This window comes from Xanthomonas arboricola pv. populi (assembly GCF_002939945.1).
In the GTDB taxonomy this organism is placed as follows: domain Bacteria; phylum Pseudomonadota; class Gammaproteobacteria; order Xanthomonadales; family Xanthomonadaceae; genus Xanthomonas; species Xanthomonas arboricola_A.
In genome coordinates, this window is the sequence record NZ_MDEB01000004.1 from 349,336 (window position 1) to 374,649 (window position 25,314).

General features: G+C 65.1%; 24 protein-coding genes. 15 read left to right on the forward strand and 9 right to left on the reverse strand.

Annotated features, from left to right (window positions below; genetic code table 11):
* The first annotated feature begins 63 nt into the window (after positions 1 to 63).
* The 7 genes from XaplCFBP3123_RS13740 to glnE all read left to right on the forward strand — a co-directional run bounded on the left by XaplCFBP3123_RS13740 (position 64) and on the right by glnE (position 9,674).
* The gene (locus XaplCFBP3123_RS13740) at positions 64 to 573 is read left to right on the forward strand and encodes a sigma-70 family RNA polymerase sigma factor (protein ID WP_104534532.1); all 510 of its coding nucleotides are present in this window, start codon (positions 64 to 66) and stop codon (positions 571 to 573) included.
* Between the two features lie 9 nt (positions 574 to 582).
* Positions 583 to 1,632, forward strand: coding sequence for a FecR domain-containing protein (locus XaplCFBP3123_RS13745; RefSeq protein ID WP_104534533.1), 1,050 nt, complete (start codon positions 583 to 585; stop codon positions 1,630 to 1,632).
* Positions 1,633 to 1,751: 119 nt separating this feature from the next.
* Positions 1,752 to 4,283, forward strand: a complete 2,532-nt coding sequence (locus XaplCFBP3123_RS13750; RefSeq protein WP_172453260.1) for a TonB-dependent siderophore receptor — start codon at positions 1,752 to 1,754, stop codon at positions 4,281 to 4,283.
* Positions 4,284 to 4,347: 64 nt separating this feature from the next.
* Positions 4,348 to 5,946 (forward strand): PepSY-associated TM helix domain-containing protein, encoded by a 1,599-nt coding sequence (locus tag XaplCFBP3123_RS13755; RefSeq protein ID WP_253254207.1) that lies wholly within the window; start codon positions 4,348 to 4,350, stop codon positions 5,944 to 5,946.
* Positions 5,943 to 6,266, forward strand: coding sequence for a hypothetical protein (locus tag XaplCFBP3123_RS13760; protein ID WP_104534535.1), 324 nt, complete (start codon positions 5,943 to 5,945; stop codon positions 6,264 to 6,266). The genes XaplCFBP3123_RS13755 and XaplCFBP3123_RS13760 overlap by 4 nt, the downstream gene beginning before the upstream one ends.
* Entirely contained in the window at positions 6,254 to 6,604 is a 351-nt protein-coding gene (locus XaplCFBP3123_RS13765) for a DUF3325 domain-containing protein (protein WP_104534536.1), read from the forward strand. The genes XaplCFBP3123_RS13760 and XaplCFBP3123_RS13765 overlap by 13 nt, the downstream gene beginning before the upstream one ends.
* A gap of 238 nt (positions 6,605 to 6,842) precedes the next feature.
* Positions 6,843 to 9,674 (forward strand): bifunctional [glutamate--ammonia ligase]-adenylyl-L-tyrosine phosphorylase/[glutamate--ammonia-ligase] adenylyltransferase, encoded by a 2,832-nt coding sequence (glnE, locus tag XaplCFBP3123_RS13770; RefSeq protein WP_104534537.1) that lies wholly within the window; start codon positions 6,843 to 6,845, stop codon positions 9,672 to 9,674.
* Positions 9,675 to 9,809: 135 nt separating this feature from the next.
* Here the strand turns inward: glnE and XaplCFBP3123_RS13775 are convergent, their stop codons facing one another.
* From XaplCFBP3123_RS13775 to XaplCFBP3123_RS13790, 4 genes are all read right to left on the reverse strand, one after another.
* Positions 9,810 to 10,367, reverse strand: coding sequence for a VUT family protein (locus XaplCFBP3123_RS13775; protein ID WP_104534538.1), 558 nt, complete (start codon positions 10,365 to 10,367; stop codon positions 9,810 to 9,812).
* 287 nt (positions 10,368 to 10,654) lie between these two features.
* On the reverse strand, positions 10,655 to 11,158 hold the full coding sequence (locus tag XaplCFBP3123_RS13780) for a hypothetical protein (RefSeq protein ID WP_104534539.1): 504 nt from the start codon (positions 11,156 to 11,158) through the stop codon (positions 10,655 to 10,657).
* Positions 11,155 to 12,018: a DUF2145 domain-containing protein gene (locus XaplCFBP3123_RS13785; protein ID WP_104534590.1), complete on the reverse strand. Its 864-nt coding sequence runs from the start codon at positions 12,016 to 12,018 to the stop codon at positions 11,155 to 11,157. The genes XaplCFBP3123_RS13780 and XaplCFBP3123_RS13785 overlap by 4 nt, the downstream gene beginning before the upstream one ends.
* Before the next feature lie 50 nt (positions 12,019 to 12,068).
* Complete coding sequence (locus tag XaplCFBP3123_RS13790) at positions 12,069 to 13,016, reverse strand: mitochondrial fission ELM1 family protein (RefSeq protein ID WP_104534540.1); 948 nt, start codon at positions 13,014 to 13,016, stop codon at positions 12,069 to 12,071.
* A gap of 136 nt (positions 13,017 to 13,152) precedes the next feature.
* Between XaplCFBP3123_RS13790 and XaplCFBP3123_RS13795 the strand changes: the two genes are divergently transcribed.
* Both XaplCFBP3123_RS13795 and XaplCFBP3123_RS13800 read left to right on the forward strand, forming a co-directional pair.
* Positions 13,153 to 13,743, forward strand: coding sequence for a malonic semialdehyde reductase (locus tag XaplCFBP3123_RS13795; RefSeq protein ID WP_104534541.1), 591 nt, complete (start codon positions 13,153 to 13,155; stop codon positions 13,741 to 13,743).
* A 231-nt stretch (positions 13,744 to 13,974) separates the two neighbouring features.
* Positions 13,975 to 14,694: a YceI family protein gene (locus tag XaplCFBP3123_RS13800; RefSeq protein ID WP_104534542.1), complete on the forward strand. Its 720-nt coding sequence runs from the start codon at positions 13,975 to 13,977 to the stop codon at positions 14,692 to 14,694.
* 93 nt (positions 14,695 to 14,787) lie between these two features.
* On the opposite strand, the gene XaplCFBP3123_RS13805 is transcribed toward XaplCFBP3123_RS13800, so the two are convergent.
* From XaplCFBP3123_RS13805 to XaplCFBP3123_RS13820, 5 genes are all read right to left on the reverse strand, one after another.
* Complete coding sequence (locus XaplCFBP3123_RS13805; protein WP_146091346.1) at positions 14,788 to 15,216, reverse strand: twin-arginine translocation signal domain-containing protein; 429 nt, start codon at positions 15,214 to 15,216, stop codon at positions 14,788 to 14,790.
* Positions 15,217 to 15,495: 279 nt separating this feature from the next.
* Complete coding sequence (locus XaplCFBP3123_RS21250) at positions 15,496 to 16,173, reverse strand: radical SAM protein (RefSeq protein ID WP_146091347.1); 678 nt, start codon at positions 16,171 to 16,173, stop codon at positions 15,496 to 15,498.
* Between the two features lie 811 nt (positions 16,174 to 16,984).
* Positions 16,985 to 17,748, reverse strand: a protein-coding gene (locus tag XaplCFBP3123_RS13810; protein WP_104534543.1) for an IS5 family transposase whose coding sequence is annotated in 2 segments (ribosomal slippage) — positions 16,985 to 17,433 and positions 17,433 to 17,748 — 765 coding nt in all. Because the reading frame shifts where the segments join, the coding sequence is not laid out codon by codon here.
* 147 nt (positions 17,749 to 17,895) lie between these two features.
* Positions 17,896 to 18,684 (reverse strand): siderophore-interacting protein, encoded by a 789-nt coding sequence (locus XaplCFBP3123_RS13815; protein WP_104534544.1) that lies wholly within the window; start codon positions 18,682 to 18,684, stop codon positions 17,896 to 17,898.
* A gap of 353 nt (positions 18,685 to 19,037) precedes the next feature.
* Positions 19,038 to 19,580, reverse strand: coding sequence for a PadR family transcriptional regulator (locus XaplCFBP3123_RS13820; protein ID WP_104534592.1), 543 nt, complete (start codon positions 19,578 to 19,580; stop codon positions 19,038 to 19,040).
* Positions 19,581 to 19,772: 192 nt separating this feature from the next.
* Here XaplCFBP3123_RS13820 and mdcA point away from each other — a divergent pair, with 192 nt between their 5' ends.
* The 6 genes from mdcA (at position 19,773) to mdcB (ending at position 25,275) form a co-directional block, all read left to right on the forward strand.
* The gene (gene mdcA, locus XaplCFBP3123_RS13825) at positions 19,773 to 21,419 is read left to right on the forward strand and encodes a malonate decarboxylase subunit alpha (protein ID WP_104534545.1); all 1,647 of its coding nucleotides are present in this window, start codon (positions 19,773 to 19,775) and stop codon (positions 21,417 to 21,419) included.
* A gap of 9 nt (positions 21,420 to 21,428) precedes the next feature.
* Positions 21,429 to 21,746 carry a malonate decarboxylase acyl carrier protein gene (gene mdcC, locus XaplCFBP3123_RS13830; protein ID WP_104534546.1) on the forward strand — a complete coding sequence of 106 codons (318 nt, stop codon included), beginning with the start codon at positions 21,429 to 21,431 and terminating at the stop codon, positions 21,744 to 21,746.
* A 124-nt stretch (positions 21,747 to 21,870) separates the two neighbouring features.
* Positions 21,871 to 22,773, forward strand: coding sequence for a biotin-independent malonate decarboxylase subunit beta (locus tag XaplCFBP3123_RS13835; RefSeq protein WP_172453271.1), 903 nt, complete (start codon positions 21,871 to 21,873; stop codon positions 22,771 to 22,773).
* Positions 22,764 to 23,468, forward strand: a complete 705-nt coding sequence (gene mdcE, locus XaplCFBP3123_RS13840) for a biotin-independent malonate decarboxylase subunit gamma (protein ID WP_104534548.1) — start codon at positions 22,764 to 22,766, stop codon at positions 23,466 to 23,468. The genes XaplCFBP3123_RS13835 and mdcE overlap by 10 nt, the downstream gene beginning before the upstream one ends.
* A 2-nt stretch (positions 23,469 to 23,470) precedes the next feature.
* Positions 23,471 to 24,112 carry a malonate decarboxylase holo-[acyl-carrier-protein] synthase gene (gene mdcG / locus XaplCFBP3123_RS13845; protein ID WP_104534549.1) on the forward strand — a complete coding sequence of 214 codons (642 nt, stop codon included), beginning with the start codon at positions 23,471 to 23,473 and terminating at the stop codon, positions 24,110 to 24,112.
* Between the two features lie 350 nt (positions 24,113 to 24,462).
* A complete protein-coding gene (gene mdcB / locus XaplCFBP3123_RS13850; RefSeq protein WP_104534593.1) occupies positions 24,463 to 25,275 on the forward strand; it encodes a triphosphoribosyl-dephospho-CoA synthase MdcB in 813 nt (270 codons plus the stop codon).
* Positions 25,276 to 25,314: the final 39 nt, after the last annotated feature.

A 25,314-nucleotide genomic window follows, 5' to 3' on the forward strand; every position in this document is an offset into this window, starting at 1 on the left:
AGATCAATTCTCATTTATCGCCGGGCGCCTTGCCGTCCGGGCTCAGCCGTTCAGGAGGTCATCGTGTCGGTCACGCAAGGCGCGCTTCATCAACAGGTGGAGCGCCTGTACACCGACCACCACGGCTGGCTGCAGGGCTGGCTGCGGCGCAAGCTGGGCGATGCGTTCGTGGCTGCCGACCTGGCGCAGGACACCTTCATCAGCGTGATCAGCGCCGGGGCCGCCGACCAGATCCGCGAGCCACGCCCGTTCCTGGCCACCATCGCGCGCCGCTTGATGGCGCACCGGCAGCGGCGCAAATTGCTGGAAACCAGTTACCTGGAACTGCTGGCTGCGCTGCCGGAAGAACTGGCGCCGTCGCCGGAGCTGCAACTGCTGGCGCTGGAAGCGGTGCAACAGGTGGACCAGGCGCTGGATGGCCTGCCGCCCAAGGTGAAGGAAGCCTTTCTGCTGGCGCATCTGCAGGAGCTGAGCTACGCGCAGATCGCGCAGCGGCTGGGCGTGTCCAGCAGCTCGGTCAAGCAATATCTCACGCGTGCCAACCGGCATTGCCTGTTCGCCCTGTCGGCGTGAGCCGCACGGATGGCTGATGCCGCCTCACGCCGCGCGCGCGCCGCCGGTGACCAGCGAGCACCGCTGGCCGGCGGGCAACCGATCAGTGCGCAGGTCGCCGATCAGGCTGCCGAGTGGCTGACGGTGCTGATGTCCGGTACCGCGAGCCAGGCGCAGCTGCAGCGCTGGCAACAGTGGCGCGATGCGCATCCGGACCATGCGCGGGCGTGGGCGCATATCGAGGCGGTGACCGGGCGGCTGAAGACGCTGACCCCGCAGGCGGCCTATCGCAGCCTGTCGCCGTATGCCGGCAGCAACGGGCAGGCATCGCCGGGCCGGCGCAAGGCGCTGAATCTGCTGCTGTGGGGCGGGGTGGCCGGGGCCACCGGCGTGCTGGCCTCGCGTACCGAACGCTGGCAGCGCGCCACCGCCGATTACGCCACTGCGACGGGGCAGCGCCGCGAGGTGCAGTTGCAGGACGGCAGCCGCATCACCCTCAACACGCGCAGCGCCATCGATGTGCGGTTCGACGCGCAACAGCGGCTGCTGCAGCTGCTGGCCGGCGAGATCATGGTGACCAGCGCGCACGCGCTGGGCGCGGGCCACGATGCACGGCCCTTGCTGGTGCGCACCGCGCAGGGCGATATCCGCGCGCTGGGTACACGCTTTTGCGTGCGCCAGGACGAGCACGACACCCAGCTGAGCGTGCTGGAAAGTGCGGTGGAGGTGCGGCCACATGCTCTCGCGCAGGCCGTGGGGCGCGTGCAGGCAGGGGAGCAGTGTCGTTTTACTGCCGATGCGCTCGGCGCCATCGCGCCGGTCGATGCACAGGCCGCGGCCTGGGTGCGCGGGCAGCTGATCGCCGACGAGTGGCGCCTGGATGCCTTTATCGCCGAACTGGGCCGTTATCGCTCCGGGCTGTTGCGCTGCGACCCGCAGGTGGGCGGCCTGCGCGTCTCCGGCGTGTTTCCGCTGGACGACACCGAGCGCATCCTGGCGATGCTGCCCAGCGTGCTACCGGTGCGGGTGAGCCGGCGCAGCCGTTACTGGGTGACAGTGCAGGCGGCCGGGCAGGGCTGAGGCGCTGCCAGGCGGCACGTCGCCGAAAAAAAGTTCGCATCCGGGCTGCCCGATCGCCGCAGTTGTGGCACCTCCCCAATGACGGTGTCAGTGCGACACCAAACCTTTGTGGAAACAGCATGTCGATCCCTGCCCGCCGCCGCGGCCAACTCTCTTCTTCGTCGTTGCAGCGCAACGCCCTGGTGCAGGCCGTGCCGCGGCCCCTCGGCACGGCCGTGGCGGTTGCGCTGTGCAGCCTGGCCTTGTGTGCGGGCATGCCCGATGCAAGCGCCCAGACCTCCCCTGCCACGCAGGATGCACGCCAGACCTATCGCATCCCCGCCGGCCCGTTGGCACCGGCGCTGCGTCAGCTGGCCGGTTCGGCCAACCTGTTGCTGAGCTTCACTGCCGCGCAGACCGACGGCAAGACCACTGCCGGGCTGGAGGGCAGCTATACCGCACCGGCCGCCCTGGTTGCGCTGCTGGCTGGCAGCGGCTTGCAGGCCGTGCAGCTGCAGACCGGCGGCTACGTGCTGCGCGCCGCGCCGCAGCCAAGCGCGACCAAAAGCGAGGTGGAGGCGTGGCTGTTACCCACCATCAAGGTGACCGCGCAGGCCAACCGCAGTGCGACCACCAGCGGCACCGGCAGCTATACCGCGCGTGCGGTCAGCATCGGCCGCGGCGAGCAGTCGCTCAAGGACATCCCGCAGTCGATCAGCGTGGTCACCCGTCAGTTGATGGACGAGCAGAACATCACCTCGGTCTACGACGCGCTGGCCAGCACCACCGGCATCACCATCGTGCAGAGCCCGCAGGGCGGCAAGTACATCTATTCGCGCGGGTTCGACATCACCACGGTGCAGTACGACGGCGTGCCGCTCAATCGCGGCATGTATGGCCGGGCGAGCAACTACAGCGCCAACATGGGCATCTACGATCGCGCCGAAGTGCTGCGCGGTGCGGCCGGCCTGCTGCAGGGCGCGGGCAATCCCGGTGGCGCGGTGAACCTGGTGCGCAAGCGCCCGCTGGATGTGCCGGGTGTGAGCGTGATGGTGCAGGGCGGCAGCTGGGATCGCTACGGTGCGCTGATCGATGGCAGCGCCAACCTCAGCGCCGATGGCGCACTGCGCGCGCGCGGGGTGATCGATTATCAGGACCAGCGCGCGTTCGTGGATGGCGTCAAACGTCGCACGCCCACGTACTACGGCACGCTCGATTACACGCTCTCGCCGCAGACCCAGCTCAGCCTGGGCGTGAGCTACGAACAGGTGAAAGGCCGGCCGTTCTTCGGTGGTTTGCCCAGTTTCAGCGATGGCCGCGATATCGGCCTGCCGCGCCAGACCAATCTGGGTGCGTCCTGGAACCGGCAGTCCTCGTCCAATCGCGGGCTGTATCTGGACCTCGACCACCGCTTCAATGCCGATTGGGTGTTCAAGCTCAGTGCGGTGCAGGTACGCGAACTGCACGATCTGAAATACGCCAGCTCCAGCCGCGCGATCAATCCGGCCACCGGCACCGGCGCCTTGTTGGCGGCGCGCACCATTTCCGATGCGGATGCGTTCGGCTTCGATGCCAATGTGATCGGGGACTTCAACGCGCTGGGCCGCCGGCATGAGTTGGTACTGGGCAGTAATTTCGCCGAGAACACGGTCGATACCGTTTACGGCAACAAAAACAACTTCCAGACTTTCAACGTGTTCGATCTGCAGCGCAATGTGCGGGCGATCAGCGACGAAGAAATCTTCGCCAACGCACGTGAGGCGCGGCATGGTACCTCGCGCGAATTCGGCTTGTACGGCGCCTTGCGTTGGCAGCTGACTGATCCGCTGAGAGCCATCGTCGGCACCCGCGTGAGCTGGTACGACACCCGCTGGAACACCACCACCACAGGGCTGTCGCCGTCGCAATCGGTCGAGCACACCCGCGAGACCGGGCAGGTCACGCCGTACGCCGGCCTGTTGTACGACGTGAGCCCGACCTGGTCGGCCTACGCCAGCTACGCGGACATCTTTCAGCCGCAGAACGCGCAGACCGAAGCCGGCGAGATGCTCAAGCCGATGACCGGCGCCAACTACGAGCTGGGCATCAAGGGCGAGTGGCTGGAGGGGCGCATCAATAGCGCGTTCGCGCTGTTCCAGATCGAGCAGAAAAATCGCGCCCAGGCCGACCTGAGCACCGGCCCCACCTGCCGCAACAACGACTTCTGCTACATCGACAGCGGCAAGGTGCGCAGCCGCGGGTTCGATGCCGAAGTCAGCGGCGAGGTGCTGCGCGACTGGAACGTGTTTGCCGGTTACACCTTCAACCGCACCACCTACCTGCAGGATGTCAGCAGCCAGGGCCAGACCTTCAACAGCTACACGCCCAAGCATCTGCTGCGGGTATGGACCACCTACCGCCTGCCGGGCGTGCTGCAGGATGTCACCGTCGGTGGCGGTGTCAGCGCGCAAAGCGCAGCGTATCGGCAGATCGGCACTGCCACCGCGCCGATCCAGGGGCGTGCGGTCTGGAATGCATTGGCGCGGTATCAGTTCAACCGGCAATGGTCGGTGGCGGTCAATCTCAACAATGTGTTCGACAAGCACTACTACACCACCTTGTCGAGCTTCGTTAACGGGCGCTATTACGGCGAACCGCGCAATGTGATGGTGACCCTGCGCGGCGCGCTGTGATGCGTGCACCCGTGCTGCGGTGGTGCATGGCGCGTGCCGGATGAAAGAAGGCTTTCGCCAAAGCATGGCCTGGCTGCACACCTGGTGCGGCCTGAGCTGCGGCTGGTTGCTGTGCGCGATTTTCCTGACCGGCACGCTCAGCGTGTTTCGCGATCCGATCACCAGCTGGATGCAGGCCGCACCCGCCCTGCCGAGTGCGAGTACGCACACGGTCCTGTCGGAAGACGCGCTGGTGCCGCGTGCACTGGCGCAGCTGCATCAGCTTGCGCCGCAGGCGCGCATGTGGCGGATCACCTTGCCCGCGCATCGGGGTGAGGCGCTCACGCTGTTCTGGCGCACATCGGATGGCCAGGATCAGGCAGCGCTGGACCCCGGGAGCGGCGAGCTGCTGCCGCCTCCGTGGGGCCGGCAGACCGAAGGCGGCCGGCATTTCATGAGCTTCCACTACACCTTGCACGGCGGCATTCCCGGCTATTGGCTGGTGGGCTGGGTATCGATGTGCGGGCTGATCGCGCTGGTGTCCGGGGTGATCGTACACAAGCGGATCTTTCTGGATTTCTTCACCTTCCGCCCGGGCAAGGGCCAGCGTTCGTGGCTGGACGCGCACAACGCCACGGCGGTGCTGACGCTGCCGTTCCTGCTGATGATCGTCTACACCGGCCTGGCGTATTTCTACACCAGCTACATGCCCGCGCCGTTGCGGGCGCTGTATGGCAGCGACGAGGACGCGTCCACGCGTTATGCCGATGATCTGTCGTCGGCATTGCCTGCGGCCAGCGCAGGCAATGCCGCGGTCAACAGCGTGCCCGCCTATCTGCCGGAGCTGGTGCAGCGTGCAGACTCGCTCAACGGTGCGCCTGCGCGAACGCTGGTGATCGAGCGACCCGATCGACCCGACAGCAGGCTGCGCGTGATCGCGCGCGTGGGCGAGACCGGCAGCTCGCGGCGCCTGCTCAATCCAGCCAACAGCATCGTATTCGACGCGAACAGCGGCGCGCTGCTGGAGCGGCACGCGGATGCCGCACGTGCGGAGCTGCACGCGCAGGATGTGGAAGAGGTCGTCAAGACCTTGCACGTGGCCGGTTTCGGCGGCTGGACCAGCAAGTGGCTGTATTTCGTCTGCGGCCTTGCCGGAACGTTGATGATGGCCACCGGCACGGTGCTGTTTTCGATCAAGCGGCGTCGGCGTAGCGAGCAGGAGTTCGGCGCGGCCACCGCCGGCATCTATCGGGTGGTGGAAGCGCTCAACGTCGCCGCGCTTGCGGGAACCGCGTTGGCCAGCATCGCGTATTTCTATGCAAACCGCCTGGTGCCGGCTGCGCAGGCCGCGCGCAGCCAGATCGAAATCCACGCATTCCTGTGGGTATGGGCGGCCACGCTGCTGCATGCGCTGCTGCGCCCACCCGCGCGTGCATGGGTGGAGCAACTGGCGATGACCGCGCTGCTGTGTGTCGGCTTGCCCCTGCTCAATGCGGTCACCACCGGGCAGCATCTGGGCGTGTACCTGGCTGCGGGCGACCCGCAACGCGCCGGGGTCGAGCTGGTCTCGCTCGTCTTCGGCGTTGCATTTGCCTATGCGGCGCATCGGTCGCACCGCAATGCCGTGCGACCGGTGCCGGCACGCACCAGGCGTGGCGCCGCTGCCGCGATGGACGTGTTGTGAAGCGTGCTTCGAGTACCGCATCGGTGACGCGCTACCGCTGGTCGGTTGCCGGTCGCGTGCTCGCTGCCAGTGCCGGCGGCTATGCGCTGACGTCCACTGGCTGCAGTGTGCTGGCACAGCTGCTGTCGCGGTTTGCCGGCGTGTCGCCTGCGGTATCGGTGCTGGGCACGACCTTGCTGAGTTTCGCCATCTACACGGTCGTCGTGTTGTGGATGTTTCGTGCGCGCAGTGCATTGCGCATGTGGGGCTGGCTGGGCGTGGGCATCGCCGCGCTGGGTGGTGCGAGCTGGTTGCTGGGACATCCACCATGGATGGGTTGATCACCGCGCTGCTGGGCACCGCGCTCTGCCACGCCGCAATGATGGCCCTGGCGGTGGCGATGCATCGCCACTACGAGCAGCTCAGCGGTCGCCGCACTGCGCCGACCATGCAGCGATGGTTGCTGCGTGCGATGGCTGTCTGTCTGTTGATCGCCGCGCTGGTGCTGTGCGTGCTCGCTTGGGGCGGCACGGTGGGCACGTTGTTGTGGCTGGGGTTTGTCAGCGTGGCCGCGCTGTGGGTGGCGTTGGGCCTGGCGTACGCGCCGCGCTGGAGTGCGTGGCTGGCAGTGCTGGTGGGCTGCGTCGCATGCGGCGTGATGGGTTGGCACGTGCTGTAGTTTGCTGTTGTTTGAAGGCCACACACACCGGTCATCTTGACTGGTCCTTGTCCGCCCACCGTGGCGGGACCTTACGCGGCATGGATGCCGCGTAAGAGCTACATGGACGTACTTGCAGCGTGTCCTGCGAGGGTGGGCGGGCAAGGGCCCGGCAGCCAAGCTCCAGATCGACTGCTCTACCGCTAAGGACCAACTGCAGGCACGTGCCGCCATCGCGCAGGGATGCCAGAATCGGCGCATGTCGCCGCCTACCTCATCCGTGTCTCCTGCGCTCACCGCCCTGATCGAGCGGGCTGTGGCGCGTGTCCGTCATGCCGTGCCGGCCGACCAGCCCTGGCCGGGCGATGACGTCGATCGGCGGCTCGAACAGGTCGCGCTCGCCAGCGAGTTCGCGCTCGATACCTTGGCGCGCCAGCCGGCATTGCTGCAGCACCTGGCGCAGCCGGATCCACCGCCGTTGCCACTGCCGGTGCTCGACCCCGCACAGCCCCAGGCCTGGCCGGCGCAGTTGCGGCGCTACCGCAGTGCCGAATCCACGCGCCTGGTCTGGCGCGATGTGCTCGATCTGGACAGTGTCGATGCCACCCTGGCCGGTGCCACCCGCCTGGCCGAAACCTGCCTGCAATGTGGGCTGCAGGCGTTGGAGCAGCAATTCCGCGATCGCCACGGCCAGGTGATTGCCGAAGACGGCAGTGTGCAGCGGCTGGTGGTGTTCGGGCTGGGCAAGCTCGGGGGGGGCGAGCTGAATTTTTCCTCGGATGTGGATCTGGTCTATGCGTATCCGCAGGGCGGCCAGTCCGATGGCGACCGCCCGCTGGCGGCGGAGGAATATTTCGCACGCCTGGGCCAGCAGCTGGCCAAACTGCTCGACGAAACCACCGCCGATGGGTTCAGCCATCGCGTGGACCTACGCCTGCGTCCATTCGGCACGGCCGGGCGGGTGGCCTTGTCGTTCACCGGCATGGACCAGTACTTCCAGCGCGAAGGGCGCGACTGGGAGCGCTATGCCTGGCTCAAGGCGCGCGCGGTGGCCGGCGATATCGACGCCGGCGAAGCCTGGCTGGAAACGCTGCGCCCCTTCGTCTACCGGCGGTATCTGGACTTCACCGCGCTGGACGGCTTGCGCGAGATGAAGGCGGCGATCACTGCAGAAGTCGCCCGGCACGATCGTCTGGACGACATCAAGCGCGGGCCGGGTGGCATTCGCGAGATCGAGTTCCTGGCGCAATCGCTGCAGCTGATTCGCGGCGGACGCGAACCGAGCCTGCGCGAGCGTCGCCTGCTGCCTGCCCTGCAGGCGCTGGTCGACGCAGGCCAGATCGATGCGGACAACGGGCACGCATTGACCGAGGCGTATCGCTTCCTCCGCCGGCTCGAAAATCGTCTGCAGATGTTGCGCGATGCACAGACGCATGCCTTGCCGCAGGCGCCACTGGATCGCGAACGTATCGCATTGGGCCTGGGCCATGCGGATTGGCCGGCCTTGTTGCAGGCACTCACGCCGCAACGCGCGCGCGTTGCCGCCGAATTTGCCGAGCTGCTGGCACCGCGTGTCCGCACCAGCGCGCCCGATGCGCTTGCCGATTACTGGCGCGCCTTGCCCGAAGGCGATGCCGCACCGTTGGCCGGCATTGGATTGCACGACCCAGGTGGCGCGCATCAGGTGCTGGCCGATTTTGCGCAGTCCTCCGGCGTGCGTGCGCTCTCTGATACTGCAAGCGCGCGACTGGACCGTGTCATGCCGGCGCTGTTGCATGCGGCCACCCGCGCCAGCCAACCCGATGCCGCCGTGCGCCGCATGCTTGGCCTGCTGCAATCCACCTTGCGCCGCACCAGCTACCTGGCCCTGCTGGACGAACAACCCAGCGCGCTTGCACGCCTGGTCGATGTGCTCTCGCGCAGCGCCCTGCTGGCCGAGCGCCTGGCTGCGCATCCGCTGTTGCTGGACGAACTGCTCGACACCCGCATCAGCGGTCCGTTGCCCGACCGCGACGCATTGCAGGCTGCGTGCCTGGGCACCCTGCGGATCGAGGATACCGAAGCGGCGCTGCGCGAACTCAACGAGCGCCGGCTCGCCCTGAGCTTCCGCATTGCATTGGCCACGCTCGATGGCCGCCAGCAGGCCGTGGACAGCACCCAGCAGCTGGCCTGGCTGGCCGAAGCAGTGGTGCAGACGGTGCTGCAGCTGGCGCGCCGCGAACTGATCGCCGCGCACGGGCAGGTGCCGGGCGGTACGTTCGCCATCATCGGCTACGGCAGTCTGGGTGGCCTGGAACTGGGCTTCGGCTCGGACCTGGATCTGGTGTTTCTCTACGACCATCCACGCGAGGTGGAAGCCTCCGATGGCAAGCGACCGTTGGACGCCGGGCGCTGGTTTGCGCGGCTGGCGCAGAAGGTGATGACCTTGCTGGCCGCCGAAACCGGCGCCGGCCGTCTCTACGAGATCGACGTGCGGCTGCGCCCGGACGGCGGCAAGGGTGCATTGGTGTCCTCGCTGGCCAGTTACCGCGACTATCAGCACGCCCGCGCCTGGACATGGGAACATCAGGCGCTGGTGCGTGCGCGTGCGGTGGCCGGCGATGCGGCGCTCTGCGCGGCCTTCGCGCAGGTGCGTGGCGACACGCTGACACGCGTGCGCGACACCGCGCTGCTGCACGAGGACGTGCGCAAGATGCGCGCGCGCATGCGCAGCGAACTGGATCGCAGCGATGCGGGGCGACTGGATCTCAAGCAGGGCGCCGGCGGCCTGGTCGATCTGGAATTCGTCCTGCAGGCCGGCGTGCTCGGCCAGGCCGCACACCATCCGGCGCTGCTGCTGGCCTGCGCCACGCCCGCCTTGATCGATGCATTGGTGCAGGCGCAATGGCTGCCGGCCGAGCGTGCCGCACCGCTGCAGCAGGCGCATGCCACCTTGGTGGAAGCGGGCCTGAGTTGCACGCTGGATCGCCGGCCGCGGCTGATCCCGCCAACGCCTGCCATCGAGCAGGCACGGCACAGCATCTTCACTACCGCGCACGCACAAGGGCTGGAGTTTCCGCTCGGCAAGGACGCGGCAACACCACCGCCTTGATTGGCCGGTAGCTGGCGTTGCGGGGTGAGACGAGTGCAGCGCGCAGGCCGGGTTGGCAGAAACGCGGGTGCGTTGGAATGGCGTCCCTGCACCGCGCCTAGTGTTGGCCTGATTGCCTGTGCGCAGGCGAGCCGGTCAGCCCTGCGGTCGCGGCGCACTGCGCCACAGCAGTGCGCGGAACGGGCCGAGCAGGAACACGCCCATGCCGAGCTTCACTGCCAGGTCGCCGGCCGCCCAGCTGATCCACGGCAGGCCCGCGCCGGCAAAGGCGATGCTCCAGAAGATCGTCGTATCCAGCGTGGCGCTGCAGGTGGTGGCCACGATCGGCGCGCGCCACCAATTGCCACGGCGCAGCCGGTCGAACACGCTGATATCCAGCAACTGCGCGGCGATGAAGGCGGTGCACGAGGCCGCCGCAATGCGCGGGGTGGCCAGCCACAGCGACAACGCCACCGCGAGCGCAAAGCCGCACCAGGCGACCTTGCGCGCCGCGCGTGGGCCGAAGCGGCGATTGATCAGGTTGCTCACCAGAAACGCCAGCGGATACGAGAACGCGCCCCAGGTCAGCCAATCGTTGATCGGGTACTGCACCAGGATGTTGGACAACAGCACCACCGCGCCCATGGCCAAGACCGCCCACGCCAATGCGCGCGCAGTGAGTGGGGTGAACGGCGTCGGCGTGCTGCTGGACATGACGGTGCGGCAGTGACAGGGCAGCGCGGATTATCCGCGCGTTGGCGCATGCGGGCCAGTGCGCCAATGCGCATGCACGAGACGGCAGCGTGCTGCCGGTTCAACCAGCGTGCCGGTCAACGCATGGCCGCCAGCAGGGTGGGGTGACGCAATCCGGATCGCTGATGGTGCGCAACTACGCGATGCGTTCGCGATCCTGCGTGGCGTGGCGCTGCAGTTGAGCGCCTGCCGACGCGCCACCAGTGTCAGTCAGCAACGCCAGCACGCACACGCCGCCGAAGACATCGTCACCAGGTCTTGCTGCTGTTCTGCGCAGCGGATTCTGCAGTCGGCACGAACGCCAGCGCCTGGCCTTGTGGCGATTGCACCGTCCAGCCGGCACCGGCCGGGCTCGGCTGGAAGGTCACCGTCTCGCCAACGCGAAAGCCCGCAGTCGGGTCGTCCTGGCGTGCCGGCCAGCGCAACAGTGCCGTGTTCTCGGCGTTTGCCGGATCCTGCAACTGCACTTCGCAGCCGTCGTCGGTGGTTTTCTCCACCGACTTGACCCGCATCGGCGGCAACGGCCCGGCGGAGGCCTTGTGCGATGCGTCGCTGAGTGCTTCCGAGCCTGCGACCGCACTATGGCCCAGCGCCAACGACACGAAATACGGCGCGGAGATCACCAGGATCGCCGACATCGCAGAGGCATCGCCGCGGGTGATCGTGGTCAAGCCTGCGTTGGCCGGCAGCGGCTGGCCGAACGAGACGGCCAGCAACAACCCGAGGCAGGCAGATCGAAGAGGAATGTTCATGGGGACGCTCCGTGCGTGGTGACGCTGTGTGGAATGGAATGATCCTGCTGCAGCATCTGTTGTTGCTGCAGGAAATCGAACACCGACTCGACCGTGATCACCGAATAATTGCCGGAGATGCGCTCGCCGGCGGGATGGTCGGTCACTGCGGCATTGGCGACGAAGAAACGTGCGCCGATGCGCTTGCTCAGATCCAGATGCAGGCGCGTAGGTTGGTAGCCGTTGCGCTTGAGCCAGGCTTGTGCGCTGCGACGATCGCTCACCGGTGCAGATGTCGCATCTGCTGCGTTGGTCGCGGCCAAAGCCGCCGCCAGCACTTCGAGCACCCACTGGTTGGAGTTCTGATAATCGGTGGAGAACGGGTAGGCAATCATGCTGTAGCGCGCTTCGTGCAGCGCATGCGCCAGCGTGGCTGGATCCTGCAACAAGGTGCGTAGTTGCTGCTGCAGCGCCGGTGCCAGCACGCCAACGCGCAGATCTGCGGTGAGGGCGCTTTCGCCGATGAAGTTGCTCAGGCCTTCGTGATACAGCTCGGAGTTGTCCGACTTGCAGTGATTGAGCAGGTGCTTGACCCGCCATGTGCCGTCGTCCTCGCGCAGCGCGAAGGCCAGATGGCTGTGTTTCAAGCCATAGCGGCTCAGATCCTGACCACCGCGTGCCAGCAGCACGACCTGCGCATCGTCCACTGCATCCAGCGCCTGTTGGGTTGACCTGGCCATGTCGAACATCGCCGCCAGCGTGGCGGGCGTTGGATAGTGCGGAGTGCATACCGGCGCGGCAAGGGCGGGGAGTGCGCACGTCAGGGAGACGAGCAACAGCGTCGTTGCAGGCCAACCGCGCCGTTTGTGTGCAAGTTGCATGGGGAGTGCATCGTCCTTGTGTCTGCCCCGTGGCATCGGCGGCGGCACCATCATACGTGCAGGCGCGCACGCACCAGTGCGGCGATGCGCTGGGTTTCGCGCAATGGGTGAAGCTGCGGCGGCGCTGCGAAAACATCGCCGGCATCGCACAGACGGCCACGCGCCTGCAGTGCCCGCACATACGTCGCCACCCGGCCTTGCGCCTGTCCGGCAAACGCCGCTGCCACCGGCACCCGAGTGGCGCAGGCTTCGGAGAGCAGGTTGACCGAGTCGGCACTGGCCACGATCGCATCGGCCCAGCCTAGCAGGCCGGCGTACGGGTTGGGCCCGTCGCGCTCGTCGCACCACAGCAGGCCTGGCATGCCTGCACGCGCCTTGCGCAGCGTTGCGATCGCCTCGGGCGGGGTGCGCCGTGAGGTGGTGACCAGCAGGCTGCCGCCGGCCGCGAGTACATGTGCGCGCAGTTGCGTGCACAGCGCCGCAAGCGCCTGGGTGGTCCAGGGCACCTGCGCGGTCGGGCCGCCGATCAACAGCGCCACGCGTGGGCCGGGCAGCGCGCCGAGCGGGGCGAAGGCGGCGCGCCCGGCGGCCAGCCAGGCGTCGTCCACCGGATTCAAGCTGCCGAGTAATGTGATCACGTTCGCGCCACGCAGCGCATCGTGCTCGGGCACGATCAGCAGATCCCAGTGGCGCGGGTCCAGGCGTGGGTCCAGCACTTGCACCACCCGGCTGCCGCGCGCGCGCAGCAGCCGGGTGGCCAGCGCTGCCTGGCGCCCGCAGCCGATCGCCAGCGCCGGCGGCTGCTGCAATTGCCGGGCAAAGCCGGCTCCGAAAGCAGCCTGCGCACGCGGCAACAGACGCGGTGCGGCCCACCGCCACGGTGCGCGGGCCTGTAGATGCAGCGCGGTGACCGGCGCGGAGTGCAGCGCCTGCGCCAATGCCTCGGCCTGGCGTGCATTGCCGGCGCGGCCGTCGCTCACGGCCCAGGTCAGCGCCATCGTTTCAGATCCGACATAGATTTGTTTCAGATTGAGCGTGTGTTGCAGCAATCGCGTCACTCTACACTGCGGGTCTTCACGCTGGCGCCGGTGCTGCACCCTACTGTCGCCCATTCCCTTGCTTCCCGGAGTCTCCATGTCCGACTTGCTCGACGCTGCCGCGCTGGATCAGCTGTTTCGCACCGCCCGCACGCAAAACGCCTTTCTCGACAAGCCGGTGAGCGAAGCGCAGTTGCGTGAGCTCTACGATCTGCTGAAGTGGGGCCCCACCGCGGCCAACGGGTCGCCGGCGCGTTTCGTGTTCGTGACCACGCCCGAGGGCAAGCAGAAGCTCGCCCCGGCGCTGTCCGAGGCCAATGCCGCCAAGACGCTGGCCGCGCCGGTCACGGTGATCATCGGCTCCGATGAGGAGTTCCACGAAAAGCTGCCGTACCTGTTCCCGCATGCCGACGCCAAGAGCTGGTTCGAGGGTTCGCGCGAGATGCGCGTGACCGGCGCGTTCCGTAACAGCTCGCTGCAGGGCGCCTATTTGATCCTGGCCGCACGTGCGCTGGGTCTGGATGCCGGCCCGATGTCCGGCTTCGACAATGCCAAGGTGGATGCGGCGTTCTTTGCCGGTACGCCGATCAAGTCCAACTTCCTGGTCAATCTTGGCTACGGCGATCCGGCCGGGCTGTTCCCGCGGCTGCCGCGCCTGAGCTTCGACGAAGCCGCCCGCTTCGAGTAACAGCGGCGGGCGCAGCGGCTGCGCGCACCGTCGGGCGCGCGCAGCTGGGCCCTCCGGCACGCAGGGAGCCACGTACACTCCGGTTTCGGGGCGTGCCACCCGCACCATCTGACGACCGCGCCTCGTGCCATTCGCCCCAGGCGCACGTTTCCACTTTCCTGCAGTCCTCGTCCGTCTGCGTCTGTTCCATCCGCGTTGATCCAATGCGGTTCCTCATCTCAAGGAGTTTCAATGAAGACCACCCACAAACTGCTGCTGCCACTCGCCCTGACCCTGGCCATCGCCGCCTGCTCCAAGCCGGCCGACAATGCTGCCGCGCCGGCCGCCGAAACCCCGGCCGCCACCGCACCGGCCGATGCCGCTGCTGCTCCGGCACCTGCTGCCGCCGAGTCGACCGCGCCGGCGGTGGAAGTTGCCTCGGGCACCTACACGCTGGACCCGAGCCACACCGACGTGCTGGCGCAGTGGAGCCACTTCGGCTTCTCCAACCCGACCGCGCACTTCGGCAATGTCGACGGCACCCTGGTGTACGACGCGGCCGATGTGACCAAGTCCACCGTGCAGGTCACCCTGCCGCTGTCGGGCCTGAACAGCTTCACCGCCAAGTTCGACGAGCACCTGAAGAGCGGTGACTTCTTCGACGCGGCCAAGTTCCCGACCGCCACCTTCAAGAGCACCAAGGTCGAAGCGGCCGGCCCCAACAAGCTGACCGTCACCGGCGACCTGACCATCAAGGATCAGACCAAGCCGGTCGTGCTGGACGTCACCCTCAACGGTGCCGGCGAGCACCCGATGAAGAAGGTGCCGGCCGCCGGTTTCGACGCCACCACCACCATCAAGCGCACCGACTTCGGCGTGGGCCAGTACGCTCCGAACGTCAGCGACGAAGTGAAGATCCGCATCACCACCGAAGCCCTGCAGGCCAAGGCCGGTGACGCTGCTGCGAAGTAAACAATTGCGCGCATTAGGGCCCGCCATTGGCGGGCCCTAATTTTTTTTGAATGAATTTCAAGAATATGGTCCCCTGAGATCTTTTATCGCTGATCAGGTGGCCTGTTCTATTGAGAGAAGATATATCTGAACGCTGTGGTCGCTGAATGTCGCGGTGGTGTTTCCCGCAATATTCATTTCCGCAAGGGTCTTTCCATTTGCATCTGCCAAAACAAGCGCATAGATGTGTCCGAACCGAGGGTCCGTGCGGATTATTGAGGCCTTTACTCGATATTTTCTGTTGTTGGGCAAGCTTAAGACGGGGGAAATTTCGCCGGGGATTAGCTGAAGGTCAATTTCTCTCCCGCTCAAATCGCCACGAACCTTGAGTTCTAATGTCTGACTTTCAGGAATTGCCCGATGTACCGCATTAGAGTCTGCTTGCTGTGCCGAGTAAGCGGCGATAGGCGATGCTGCTAGAAGCGCTGTAGTAGCTGCTCCTTTCAAAAAGCGGCGACGTTCATCTGCCTTCATGTTTTTCATCGGAAGCCTCTCAATTAATTGCGCCCACCAGGCGGGCTTGGCGTGAAACACGCTCCACTATTGCTACACCTTGTGTTGCCAGAATTAGTGCAATTAGAGGTATTTGAGCAAGACAAATTTTCTCCGTTACATACGCTGTTCGTGGTCGCCTGAGGGGAGAATAATTGTCGAGCGATAGCATCGATTCGCGATATGACTGACGGATCGTCTATCTTGGGTGTTCCATCACTTTGCAAAGTCACTTTTTTGGGATCAATGCGGATGGGCATCGTCGCCTCGTCATGTGAGCGTGGATAAAGGACAGCCTAAACTTTGCGCCGATAGTTCAGGAAAGCCATGCATCCACTTCCTTAATTTTTCGTTTTTTATGTCCAGTTCTCCATTTTCTTGGAGAACTCCGATGTCATTTCTCTCGTCGTTCAGTGCTACCGTGCATTTCGCCACACCTCCATTTGCACGAATTACAAGCGAGTTGGGTTTTGATGCATAGCAAATATAGTTATCAAGGTGCTCTTCCGATAGAGGTCTTCCTGGGCTCGATATCGACTGGTAGTCCTGCACCACATAGTCAATTGCGTCCAAGTAAGATTTTCGATCAAGAGGTATTATGGGAAAAACTTCGCTAGTGCCTCCCAAATTTGAGACTTTGTGAAAAGAAGCAGAGAAGCGCTTGTCTGTAAGTATGTGCTCGGCGAGCATGGAATATAAGCGTTTCATGGAGCTTATATTTTCTTGGTGTAGATGAAGTCTTAGCGATATATCAAAATCGAATGGCAATTTCTTATATGAAATTAGGTTGCCCCAAATTTTTTCGAAAGTACCCTCTTTCTTTGCTGTTATTCTTGTTTTGTCATGCCACTCTTTGTCTCCGTCCAAGGTAATCTGATATTCGGAGTGAGATATTTCTAAAAGTTCCTCAAGAAGTTTAGCTGTCAAAAGGTAGCCATTTGTAGTCATGCCCGCTCTGAATTTAATGCCATGTACCCCGCTGACAGCATGGGCATGACGTCCGACTTCTCTTATTACTGATTGTGCTAGTAAAGGTTCTCCGCCAAACCATGAAATGGAAAGGCAGTCTATATGTGGTGCGCGATTATTGATAAAATTATTGAGTCCCCTAAATTACGGGGGCTTGCATTCTTCCTATGCTGAAATCCTCATAGCAATATGCACATCTAAAATTACATTTCTCGGTAGGTAAGACGATGAGAGACTGAATTCTCGGTGACAACGCTTCCGCAATATTTTCGTCTGAAAACATGTGTCGCCTCGCAATCAACGCGGAGGGGGGGATTTCACGTTGCAGGTGCCGACGTTGGTAGTGCCAGAACAGTTGCCAGAGTTCGTACAGTTCATGTTTTGTCCGCTGCAACTTCCACCGTTTGTGCAGCTTCCAAAATTATCTGCGGCGGGGCGTACGTACGCTCTATTTGCAAGCTGGGTAGATGCAGCTCTCAACTGCATATTTTGAAATGTTATTGACCCATCTGAATTTAATGTGATTCCTCCAGGGTCTATATCTCGGAATGTAGCATTCATCACTCACGCTCCTTTACCTTTCTTGGCATGTATCAGGGCATTGCGTTCTGAATTTCTGGTCAATTTTGATGCTATCTGCTATTTCATAACAAATAATTTCACAGCTTGAACACCACACGCTGGCGTTCTAGCAAATTATGATGGCGCACGTCAACAGCTGTTGTGCTCGCCTGCTCAAATTCGTAACGCTGACGAATTTTTCGTGCGTCCAGTTGCTACCTAGGGCCTGTTAACACATCCGAAGCCCATCAACGACTAGGACGAAGCTGAGGAATCCAAGAAACATGACATCCAGCTTCTTGAAGCGCGAGAAAATCCGGCGGTAGCCTTTCAAGCGACGGAACAGTCTCTCCACTTCGTTGCGCCGCTTGTACATCTCCCGGTTGTACTCCCAAGGCTCGACCCGATTGGATTTCGGCGGGACCACCGGCACGAAGCCAAGATCGAGCGCCAACTGGCGGGTTTCGTTGCCTTCGTAAGCACGGTCCATCAACAACTGAATCGGCCGCTCCACTGGCCCCAAGTGTTCAAGCAACGCGCGGCCTGCAGGTGCATCATGCACGTTGCCAGGCGTCAGTCCAAAGGTGATGGCTGTTCGAGCATCTGCGGCAACCATATGAATCTTGGTGTTCCATCCACCGCGGGACTTGCCGACGGCCTGCGGGCCGTTTTTTTTAATGCGCCCGTGCCATCGGGATGGACCTTGACGCTGGTGGAGTCCAGCGAGACTGCTTCGATTTTGATGCGCACGATCTGGGACTTCTGCAATTGGGCGAACATCCGGTCCAGCACACCCGCCTTGGCCCAACGGTTCATGCGTGTGTACACCGTGTGCCAGTTGCCAAAGCGCTTGGGTAGGCCGCGCCATTTGCAGCCATGCTCGGCAACGTAAAGGATGGCGTTGACCACTTGCAGGTTGGTCATGCTGACATTGCCGCGCTGCGCCGGCAGGCAGTGTTCGATTAGAGAAAATTGTGCTGGCGTGATCTCCATGCCCGACAGTTTAATCGCTCGGGCCATTAGTGTTAACAGGCCCTAGCTTTATGGGTTTAAGTTTACGAATCTGAAGGCCTGCTCGTCGTCAGATGCGACGTAGTTTGTGGCTACTCTCGGCTGATCGCCAGGTCAGGGGCATTGGCTTTACTCCGCTTCCGGATTCGCCTTCCAATATCCTTTCGCGCGCACCGCGTCCTTGTCCACGCCCATGTGCTCTTCGAGAAACTTGCGCATCGCACGCGCGCGCATGGATTCGGTGCCGATCCAGTAGAACGTGTCGCCGTCATGCGGCTCGTAATCGCGCAGGCTGTCTTCCAGCAAGGTGCTGCTGGCGGCATCGAAGCCGTTGCGTTCCAGCCAGTACACGTCCACGTCGGCGGCGCTGAGCAGGTCCTGGCGCTCGCCGGCATCGGCGATTTCGATAAACACCTCGGCATGCATGTCGGCGGGCATGGCTTCCAGCCAGCGGCCGATCGCGGGCAAGGCGGTTTCATCGCCGATCAGCACGTAGTGGTCGTAGTCGTCGGCAACCAGGAACGAGCCGCGCGGGCCCCCGATCGTCAGCGTGTCGCCGGGCTGCGCCTGTGCGGCCCAGCTGGAGGCCACGCCATCGCCATGCAGCACGAAGTCGATGCTCAGCTCGCCGCTCTGCGGGTCGAATGCGCGCGGGGTGTAATCGCGGCCGGGCGAGGGCAGGGCGCCTTCGGCATAGCGCGGGCCGTCCGGCGTCATCGTCGGCAGTACGAAGGCGCCATCGGCATTGGGGAAGAACAGCTTGACGTGGTCGTCCGGTGCCTCGCTCTGAAAGCCGGCAAGCTCGCTGCCGCCGAACACGATGCGGCGCATCTGCGGGGTGATCGATTCGCAGCGCAGCACCTGCACGGAACGCAGGCGAAGGTCGCGGCGGAGTTGGGTGTGGGTGTGGATGGCCATGTGATGCGATTCCTGGATGTGGCGCGCAGCTGCGCGGCGGGGGAGTGACTGCAAACGATGATGCGACGATCTAGCCAGCCAACTGGCGAAAAACAGCGGTTGTTGCTCACCCTTCTCCCATCGGGAGAAGGCGCCCCACTGGGGCGGCTGAGGGTACGGGCGAAGCCTCGCGCATCTGCCAAAAGCAAGGTCGATTCTTGCAGCTACACGCTGATCAAATCGCAGAACAGCGCAGGTACAGCAATTCATGCATGCCACTGACGCCGCGCAACGCAAACACTGCGATGACGCGTCACTGCCGCAAGGCGCAATCAAGCCGGCATCGGTTGGCGCAGGCACAGCGATAGGTGCGCTCAGCCCTCATTGCGTTCCATGCCATCAGCGGCGGCGTTGAGTAGCGCGGCAATGCGTGTGGTTTCTGCATCCGTCCATTGCCCGTGCCGCGCGAACAGGCCGTGTTTGATGCGGTGAATGGCCTCGCGAATCGGCGCCGGGGTCTGCGCCTTGATCAGCTCGCGCGCGCGGCGGTGGGTGCGGGCCAGTGCCGCGTCGAGTGCCTCGCGCTGCTGTGCCACGTGCGTGCGGCCGGACGCGGTGACCTGATAGCGCTTGCGGCCCTCGTCCAGCGCGGTCTGCACCCAGCCATCGGCTTCGAGTTGCGCCAGTGCCGGATAGATGGCGCCCGCGCTAGGGGTGTAAAGGCCTTTGAACAGCGCGGTGATCTGCCGCATCAATTCGTAGCCGTGGTGCGGCTGTTGCTCGATCAGCGCCAGCAGCAATAGGCGCAGGTCGCCATGTTCCAGTGGTCGCGCGCGCCCACCGCCGCCGCGGCGCTTGGCGGTGGGCACAAGGGACGGATCGAGCTCGTTCGGCAAGTCGTGCTGGCAGGAGCGCATCGTCATTCGATATATCGAATCATAGAGAAAAGATATATCGAAGCGAGGCTGCCCGCAAGCACGGACTGTCGCCCTGGCTAGTCAGCCTGCCTGTGCCTGCGCCCGTGCTGCAATGCGACTAGACACCGCCACCCCCCATAATTACGATGTAATTAATCGGAGATTACGGGCGCCGCCCGGTGAGGCAGACGCATGAGTCGACAGTGGGACACCCAGGCCGAAAGCCGGCGCCAGCGCCTGCAGCGGGCCGCCGCGGTGGCGCCGCAGGGGCGCGTGGTGGCCGCCGACGACGTGGTGGCGCTGCTGGAAGCGGTGATCGAGCCGGGCGACCGCGTCTGCCTGGAAGGCAACAACCAGAAGCAGGCCGACTTCCTGGCACGCTGCCTCACCGAGGTGGCCCCGGCGCGCGTGCACGACCTGCACATGGTGCAATCGGTGTTGTCGCTGCCCGCGCATCTGGATGTGTTCGAGCGCGGCATCGCCAAGCGGCTGGATTTCTCGTTCTCCGGCCCGCAGGCCGCGCGCCTGGCCGGGCTGGTCGGCGAGGGCCGCATCGAGATCGGCGCCATCCACACCTACCTGGAATTGTTCGGCCGCTACTTCATCGACCTGACACCGCGCATCGCGCTGGTCACCGCGCAGGCCGCCGACCGCCACGGCAATCTCTACACCGGCCCCAACACCGAAGACACTCCGGTGATCGTGGAGGCCACCGCGTTCAAGGGCGGCATCGTCATCGCGCAGGTCAACGAGATCGTCGACACGCTGCCGCGCGTGGATATCCCGGCCGACTGGGTGGACTTCGTTACCCAGGCGCCCAGGCCCAACTACATCGAACCGCTGTTCACCCGCGACCCGGCGCAGATCTCCGAGATCCAGGTGTTGATGGCGATGATGGCGATCAAGGGCATCTATGCCGAGTACGGCGTGGACCGGCTCAACCACGGCATCGGCTTTGACACCGCCGCGATTGAATTGCTGCTGCCCACCTATGCCGAATCGCTGGGGCTGAAGGGCAAGATCTGCCGGCACTGGGCGCTCAACCCGCATCCGGCGCTGATCCCGGCGATCGAATCGGGCTTCGTGCACTCGGTGCATTCGTTCGGTTCGGAACTGGGCATGGAGGCCTACATCGCCGCGCGCCCGGACATCTTCTTTACCGGTGCCGACGGCAGCATGCGCTCCAATCGTGCGCTGTCGCAGACCGCCGGCTTGTACGCCTGCGACATGTTCATCGGCTCCACCCTGCAGATCGATCTGCAGGGCAACAGCTCCACCGCCACGCGCGACCGCATCGCCGGTTTCGGCGGCGCGCCCAACATGGGCTCGGATGCGCGCGGCCGCCGGCACGCCAGCGACGCCTGGCTCAAGGCCGGGCGCGAGGCGGCGCGTCCCGGCGAGATGCCGCGCGGACGCAAGCTGGTGGTGCAGATGGTGGAAACCTTCCGCGAGCACATGGCGCCGGCCTTCGTCGACAGGCTCGATGCCTGGGAACTGGCCGAGCGCGCCAACATGCCGCTGCCGCCGGTGATGATCTACGGCGACGACGTCAGCCATGTGCTCACCGAAGAAGGCATTGCCAACCTGTTGCTGTGTCGCACGCCGGAAGAGCGCGAACAGGCCATTCGTGGCGTGTCCGGGTATACCGCCGTCGGCCTGGGCCGCGACAAGCGCGCGGTGGAAAACCTGCGCGATCGCGGCGTCATCAAGCGGCCGGACGACCTGGGCATCCGGCCACGCGATGCCACGCGCGACCTGCTCGCCGCGCGCACGGTCAAGGATCTGGTGCGCTGGTCCGGCGGGTTGTACGACCCGCCCAAACGTTTTCGCAACTGGTAGGGGCACGGCATGGAAACCCTGCGGTATCGCTTCAATGGCCAGCATGGCGCGCGCGCCGGGCTGGAGCATGCGCTGGTCGGCGTGGTCGCCTCCGGCAACCTGGAAGTGCTGGTCGAGCGCGTGCCGCTGGACGGCGCGATGGAGATCGAGATCCTCACCGCCGCACGCGGTTTCGGCGCGATCTGGCAGGCGGTGCTGGACGATTTCGCCGCGCGCCATCCACTGCGCGATGTGCGCATCAGCATCAACGATGTCGGCGCCACGCCCGCGGTGGTGAGCCTGCGCCTGGAACAGGCGCTGGACGCCCTGCAGGGAGCTACCGCATGAGCCGCCGCAGTCACCCCGTAGGAGCGCACCCGGGCGCGACAGGCTTTCCCGGTAATGCCCCGGTCGCGCCCGGGTGCGCTCCTACGCCAGTCATCCGGAGCCACGCATGAGCACCACCATCCCCATGGCCGAGCGCAGCTATTACGAAGCCGACGCACGCGAACGTATCGATGGCATGCTGGATGCCGGCAGCTTCGACGAATTCGTCGGTCCGCGCCGTCGCCTGATCAGCCCGCATCTGGCCCAGCTCGATACGCCCGGCGCCTTCGATGACGGCATCGTCGTCGGCGAAGGCACGCTGCGTGGGCGCACCGTGCTGATCGCCGCGCAGCAAGGCGCTTTCATGGGCGGCGGCGTCGGCGAGGTGCATGGCGCCAAGCTCACCGGTCTGCTCGAACGCGCGGCGGCCACGCAGCCGGACGCGGTGCTGTTGCTGCTCGACACCGGCGGCGTGCGCCTGCACGAAGCCAACGCCGGCCTGATCGCCATCTCCGAAATCATGCGCGCCACCTTGGACACGCGCGCCGCCGGCGTGGCGGTGCTGGCCTTGATCGGCAGCGGCAATGGCGCCTTCGGCGGCATGGGCATCGTGGCGCGCTGCTGCAGCGCGGTGATCATGTCCGAAGAAGGCCGCCTGTCGTTGTCCGGCCCGGACGTGATCGAAACCGTGCGCGGTGTGGAAGAGTTCGACGCACGCGACCGCGCCCTGGTGTGGCGCGTCACCGGCGGCAAGCACCGCTATCTGCTGGGCGAGGCGCAGACGCTGGTGGCCGACCGCATCGCCGCGTTCGCCGATGCCGCCGCGCAGGCGCTGGACACACTGACCGAGCCGGCGGGCGAGGCCGCACTGCAGGCATTGGAAGTGGCGCATCAACAACTGTCCAGGCGCATCGCCGCCTATGGCGATTGCCGCGATGGGCTGGAGATCTGGCAACGCCAGGGCATCGTCGATGCGAAGCGGCTGCCGCTGCTGGACACCGACGCCTTCCTTGCCGCCACCGCCGACCGGAGCACGCCATGCAACTGAGCCAACTGCTGGACCAGCTGTTTCCGCTCGGCCACGCCATCGCCCGCAACGACGATGTGCTCACCGGCAGCGCCACCACAGCCGCGGGCGAGGTCACCGTGATCGGCACCACCAACAAGCTGGAAGTCGGTGTGGACCACGCGCTGGCACTGGCGGCGACCGTGTTGGCGAGCACGCGCGCGCATCCGCAGCGGCCGATCGTGATGCTGGCCGATACCGCCGGGCAACGGCTGGCGCGCCGCGACGAGCTGCTCGGCATCAATGGTTACTTCGCGCATCTGGCATGCACGCTGGATCTGGCGCGCAAGCGCGGCGCGCGGCTGGTCACGCTGGTCTATGGCGAATCGGTCAGCGGCGGCTTTCTGTCGTTCGGTCTGATGGCCGACCATATCCACGCGTTGCCGGATGCGCAGATCCGCGTGATGGATCTGCGCGCGATGGCGCGCGTCACCAAGCAGAGCGTGGACACCTTGCAGGCGCTGAGCAAGAGCTCGCCGGTGTTCGCGCCCGGAGTGGAGAACTACGTGCGCATGGGCGCGGTGGAGTCGCTGTGGGACGGCGACCTGGCGCAGGCACTGCTCGACGCCCTGGCCGCGCCCAGCGATGGCGACCAACGCCGGGCACTGGGCGCGCAGCGTGGCGGGCGCACCCTGGCGCGCGATGTCGCTGCGGCCGTGGCCGCAGGCGAGGCCTGAGCATGCCCGCCCGCCATGCACTGGTGTGGTTGCATCCAGGCGCGCGCTGGCAAGCGCTGACGCCGGGTGCGCAGCCACGGCTGCAGCAGTGGTTTGCTGCAGGTCTGCCGGCAGTGGTGGCGCGTTGCGATGGTAGCGAGGCACCCGGCAGCCTGCGGCTGGGCGTGCCGTTGCCGCCAGACGAAGGCAAGCAGCGCCTGGCATTGAGCGCCAGCATGGACGAGGTCGCGCGCAGCACCGCGCCATTGGCGCTGGATGCCGTGATCGCAGCCGCACCCGCCGCGATGCAGCCTGCATTGCAGGCCTTGCTGGCGCAGTGCAATGCCAACGCTCTGCAGCCGCGTGTCTTTGGCAGCGTTGCATGGCAGGCCATTACCGGGCTTGCGTATGTGCACGCGCAATCGGATCTAGACCTGTTGTGGTCCATCGCCACACCCGAGCAGGCGCAGGCAGTGGTGATAGTGCTGCAGCGCTGGGAACAGCGCCACGGGTTGCGCGCAGACGGCGAACTGCTGCTGCCCGACGACACCGCGGTGAACTGGCGCGAATACGCCGGCAGCGCGCAACAGATCTTGGTGAAGTCCTTCAACGGCTGCCGCTTGCTGCCGCGCACCGCGCTGTTTCCGGTATGGAGCGCGGCATGAGCACACTGGCCGAACGCACTGCCGATGCCAGGCGCTCCGTGACGCCTTGCAACGCGGTGGAGCGGCAGCGGCGAGTGACAGGAGCGAAAGAAACAGGCATCGCACCATCCCTGGTTAATGCGGCCAGCCAATCGACGCACCTGATTCGTGCCGATCGCGAAGCGACGCTCGCACCGACACCGGCACCGGCGCACGACGTACCACCGCAGCCGCTACTGCGCCTCGCGCTCGAAGGCGCTGGTTCGAACCGCGTGCATGCGTCATCGCGCGCTGCACGCACGCATGGCGAGCTGCAAGACAGTGCAGCCAGACAAGACGCATCGCATCCCGAAGCCGGCACCGCCAGCGCACTGGCGCATCGGCTGGGTCGGCTGGCGGTCGCCGCCCTGCATACGGAACTCGGCTGCGCGCCCAAGCCCGGCCTGGTCACGCCGTTCGACAGCGGCAGCCATGCCGATATGGACGCGTCGACATTTCTGCGCAGCCTGTTTGCCCTGCGCGGCTACTTCGTCGCGATTGCACAGGCGGGCATCGATAACGCCCCGTTCGAGCAATTGCGCCAGCTCGGCATCGCGGCCGAAGCGGCGATGCTGCGCGCCACTGGCGGCATCAATACCCACCGCGGTGCGATCTTCAGCCTCGGTTTGCTCACTGCGCAGGCGGCGCGCCTGCGTATCGTGCATGGGCATGCCCCTACCGGCGAAGCAGTCTGCAGCGCGGTACAGGAGTGGCGCGACGCATTGCAGGCCGCGCCGTTGGATCCACGTAGCAATGGCCAGCGCGTGCGTGCGGCGTTTCGGATCGGTGGCGTGCGCGAGCATGCTGCGGCCGGGTATCCATTGCTGCGCGAGCTCGCATTGCCGTCTCTGCGCAGCGCACTGCACAGCGGCGCCACCCGCGAGGCCGCACTGGCACAGACCTTGATGCACCTGATTGCCGAGGTCGACGATCTCAACCTGTTGCATCGCGGCGGGCAGGAAGGGCTGGCTTACGCAAAGGCGCAGGCGCGTGGATTTCTCGCCGAGGGCGGCATCGCGCAACCGCAGTGGCGTGATCGCTTGAATGCCATCGGCAGGCAATTCGTCGCGCACCGCCTGAGCCCGGGCGGCAGCGCCGATCTGCTGGCCTGCGCCTGGTTCCTGCACTGCCAGGAGACGGCATGAGCCTGTGTCGACCACTGGCAACCGCGAAGGCAACGTCCA

Coding starts and splice junctions, on each gene's coding strand:
- XaplCFBP3123_RS13800 (WP_104534542.1), top strand. CDS start 13,975: ATGAAGACCACCCACAAACTGCTGCTGCCACTCGCCCTGACCCTGGCC.
- XaplCFBP3123_RS13795 (WP_104534541.1), top strand. CDS start 13,153: ATGTCCGACTTGCTCGACGCTGCCGCGCTGGATCAGCTGTTTCGCACC.
- XaplCFBP3123_RS13805 (WP_146091346.1), bottom strand. CDS start 15,216: ATGAAAAACATGAAGGCAGATGAACGTCGCCGCTTTTTGAAAGGAGCA.
- XaplCFBP3123_RS13775 (WP_104534538.1), bottom strand. CDS start 10,367: ATGTCCAGCAGCACGCCGACGCCGTTCACCCCACTCACTGCGCGCGCA.
- XaplCFBP3123_RS21250 (WP_146091347.1), bottom strand. CDS start 16,173: ATGACTACAAATGGCTACCTTTTGACAGCTAAACTTCTTGAGGAACTT.
- XaplCFBP3123_RS13755 (WP_253254207.1), top strand. CDS start 4,348: ATGGCCTGGCTGCACACCTGGTGCGGCCTGAGCTGCGGCTGGTTGCTG.
- XaplCFBP3123_RS13815 (WP_104534544.1), bottom strand. CDS start 18,684: ATGGCCATCCACACCCACACCCAACTCCGCCGCGACCTTCGCCTGCGT.
- XaplCFBP3123_RS13765 (WP_104534536.1), top strand. CDS start 6,254: ATGGATGGGTTGATCACCGCGCTGCTGGGCACCGCGCTCTGCCACGCC.
- XaplCFBP3123_RS13780 (WP_104534539.1), bottom strand. CDS start 11,158: ATGAACATTCCTCTTCGATCTGCCTGCCTCGGGTTGTTGCTGGCCGTC.
- XaplCFBP3123_RS13820 (WP_104534592.1), bottom strand. CDS start 19,580: ATGCGCTCCTGCCAGCACGACTTGCCGAACGAGCTCGATCCGTCCCTT.
- glnE (WP_104534537.1), top strand. CDS start 6,843: ATGTCGCCGCCTACCTCATCCGTGTCTCCTGCGCTCACCGCCCTGATC.
- mdcA (WP_104534545.1), top strand. CDS start 19,773: ATGAGTCGACAGTGGGACACCCAGGCCGAAAGCCGGCGCCAGCGCCTG.
- XaplCFBP3123_RS13750 (WP_172453260.1), top strand. CDS start 1,752: ATGTCGATCCCTGCCCGCCGCCGCGGCCAACTCTCTTCTTCGTCGTTG.
- XaplCFBP3123_RS13835 (WP_172453271.1), top strand. CDS start 21,871: ATGGCCGAGCGCAGCTATTACGAAGCCGACGCACGCGAACGTATCGAT.
- XaplCFBP3123_RS13785 (WP_104534590.1), bottom strand. CDS start 12,018: ATGCAACTTGCACACAAACGGCGCGGTTGGCCTGCAACGACGCTGTTG.
- mdcC (WP_104534546.1), top strand. CDS start 21,429: ATGGAAACCCTGCGGTATCGCTTCAATGGCCAGCATGGCGCGCGCGCC.
- XaplCFBP3123_RS13745 (WP_104534533.1), top strand. CDS start 583: ATGGCTGATGCCGCCTCACGCCGCGCGCGCGCCGCCGGTGACCAGCGA.
- XaplCFBP3123_RS13790 (WP_104534540.1), bottom strand. CDS start 13,016: ATGGCGCTGACCTGGGCCGTGAGCGACGGCCGCGCCGGCAATGCACGC.
- mdcG (WP_104534549.1), top strand. CDS start 23,471: ATGCCCGCCCGCCATGCACTGGTGTGGTTGCATCCAGGCGCGCGCTGG.
- mdcE (WP_104534548.1), top strand. CDS start 22,764: ATGCAACTGAGCCAACTGCTGGACCAGCTGTTTCCGCTCGGCCACGCC.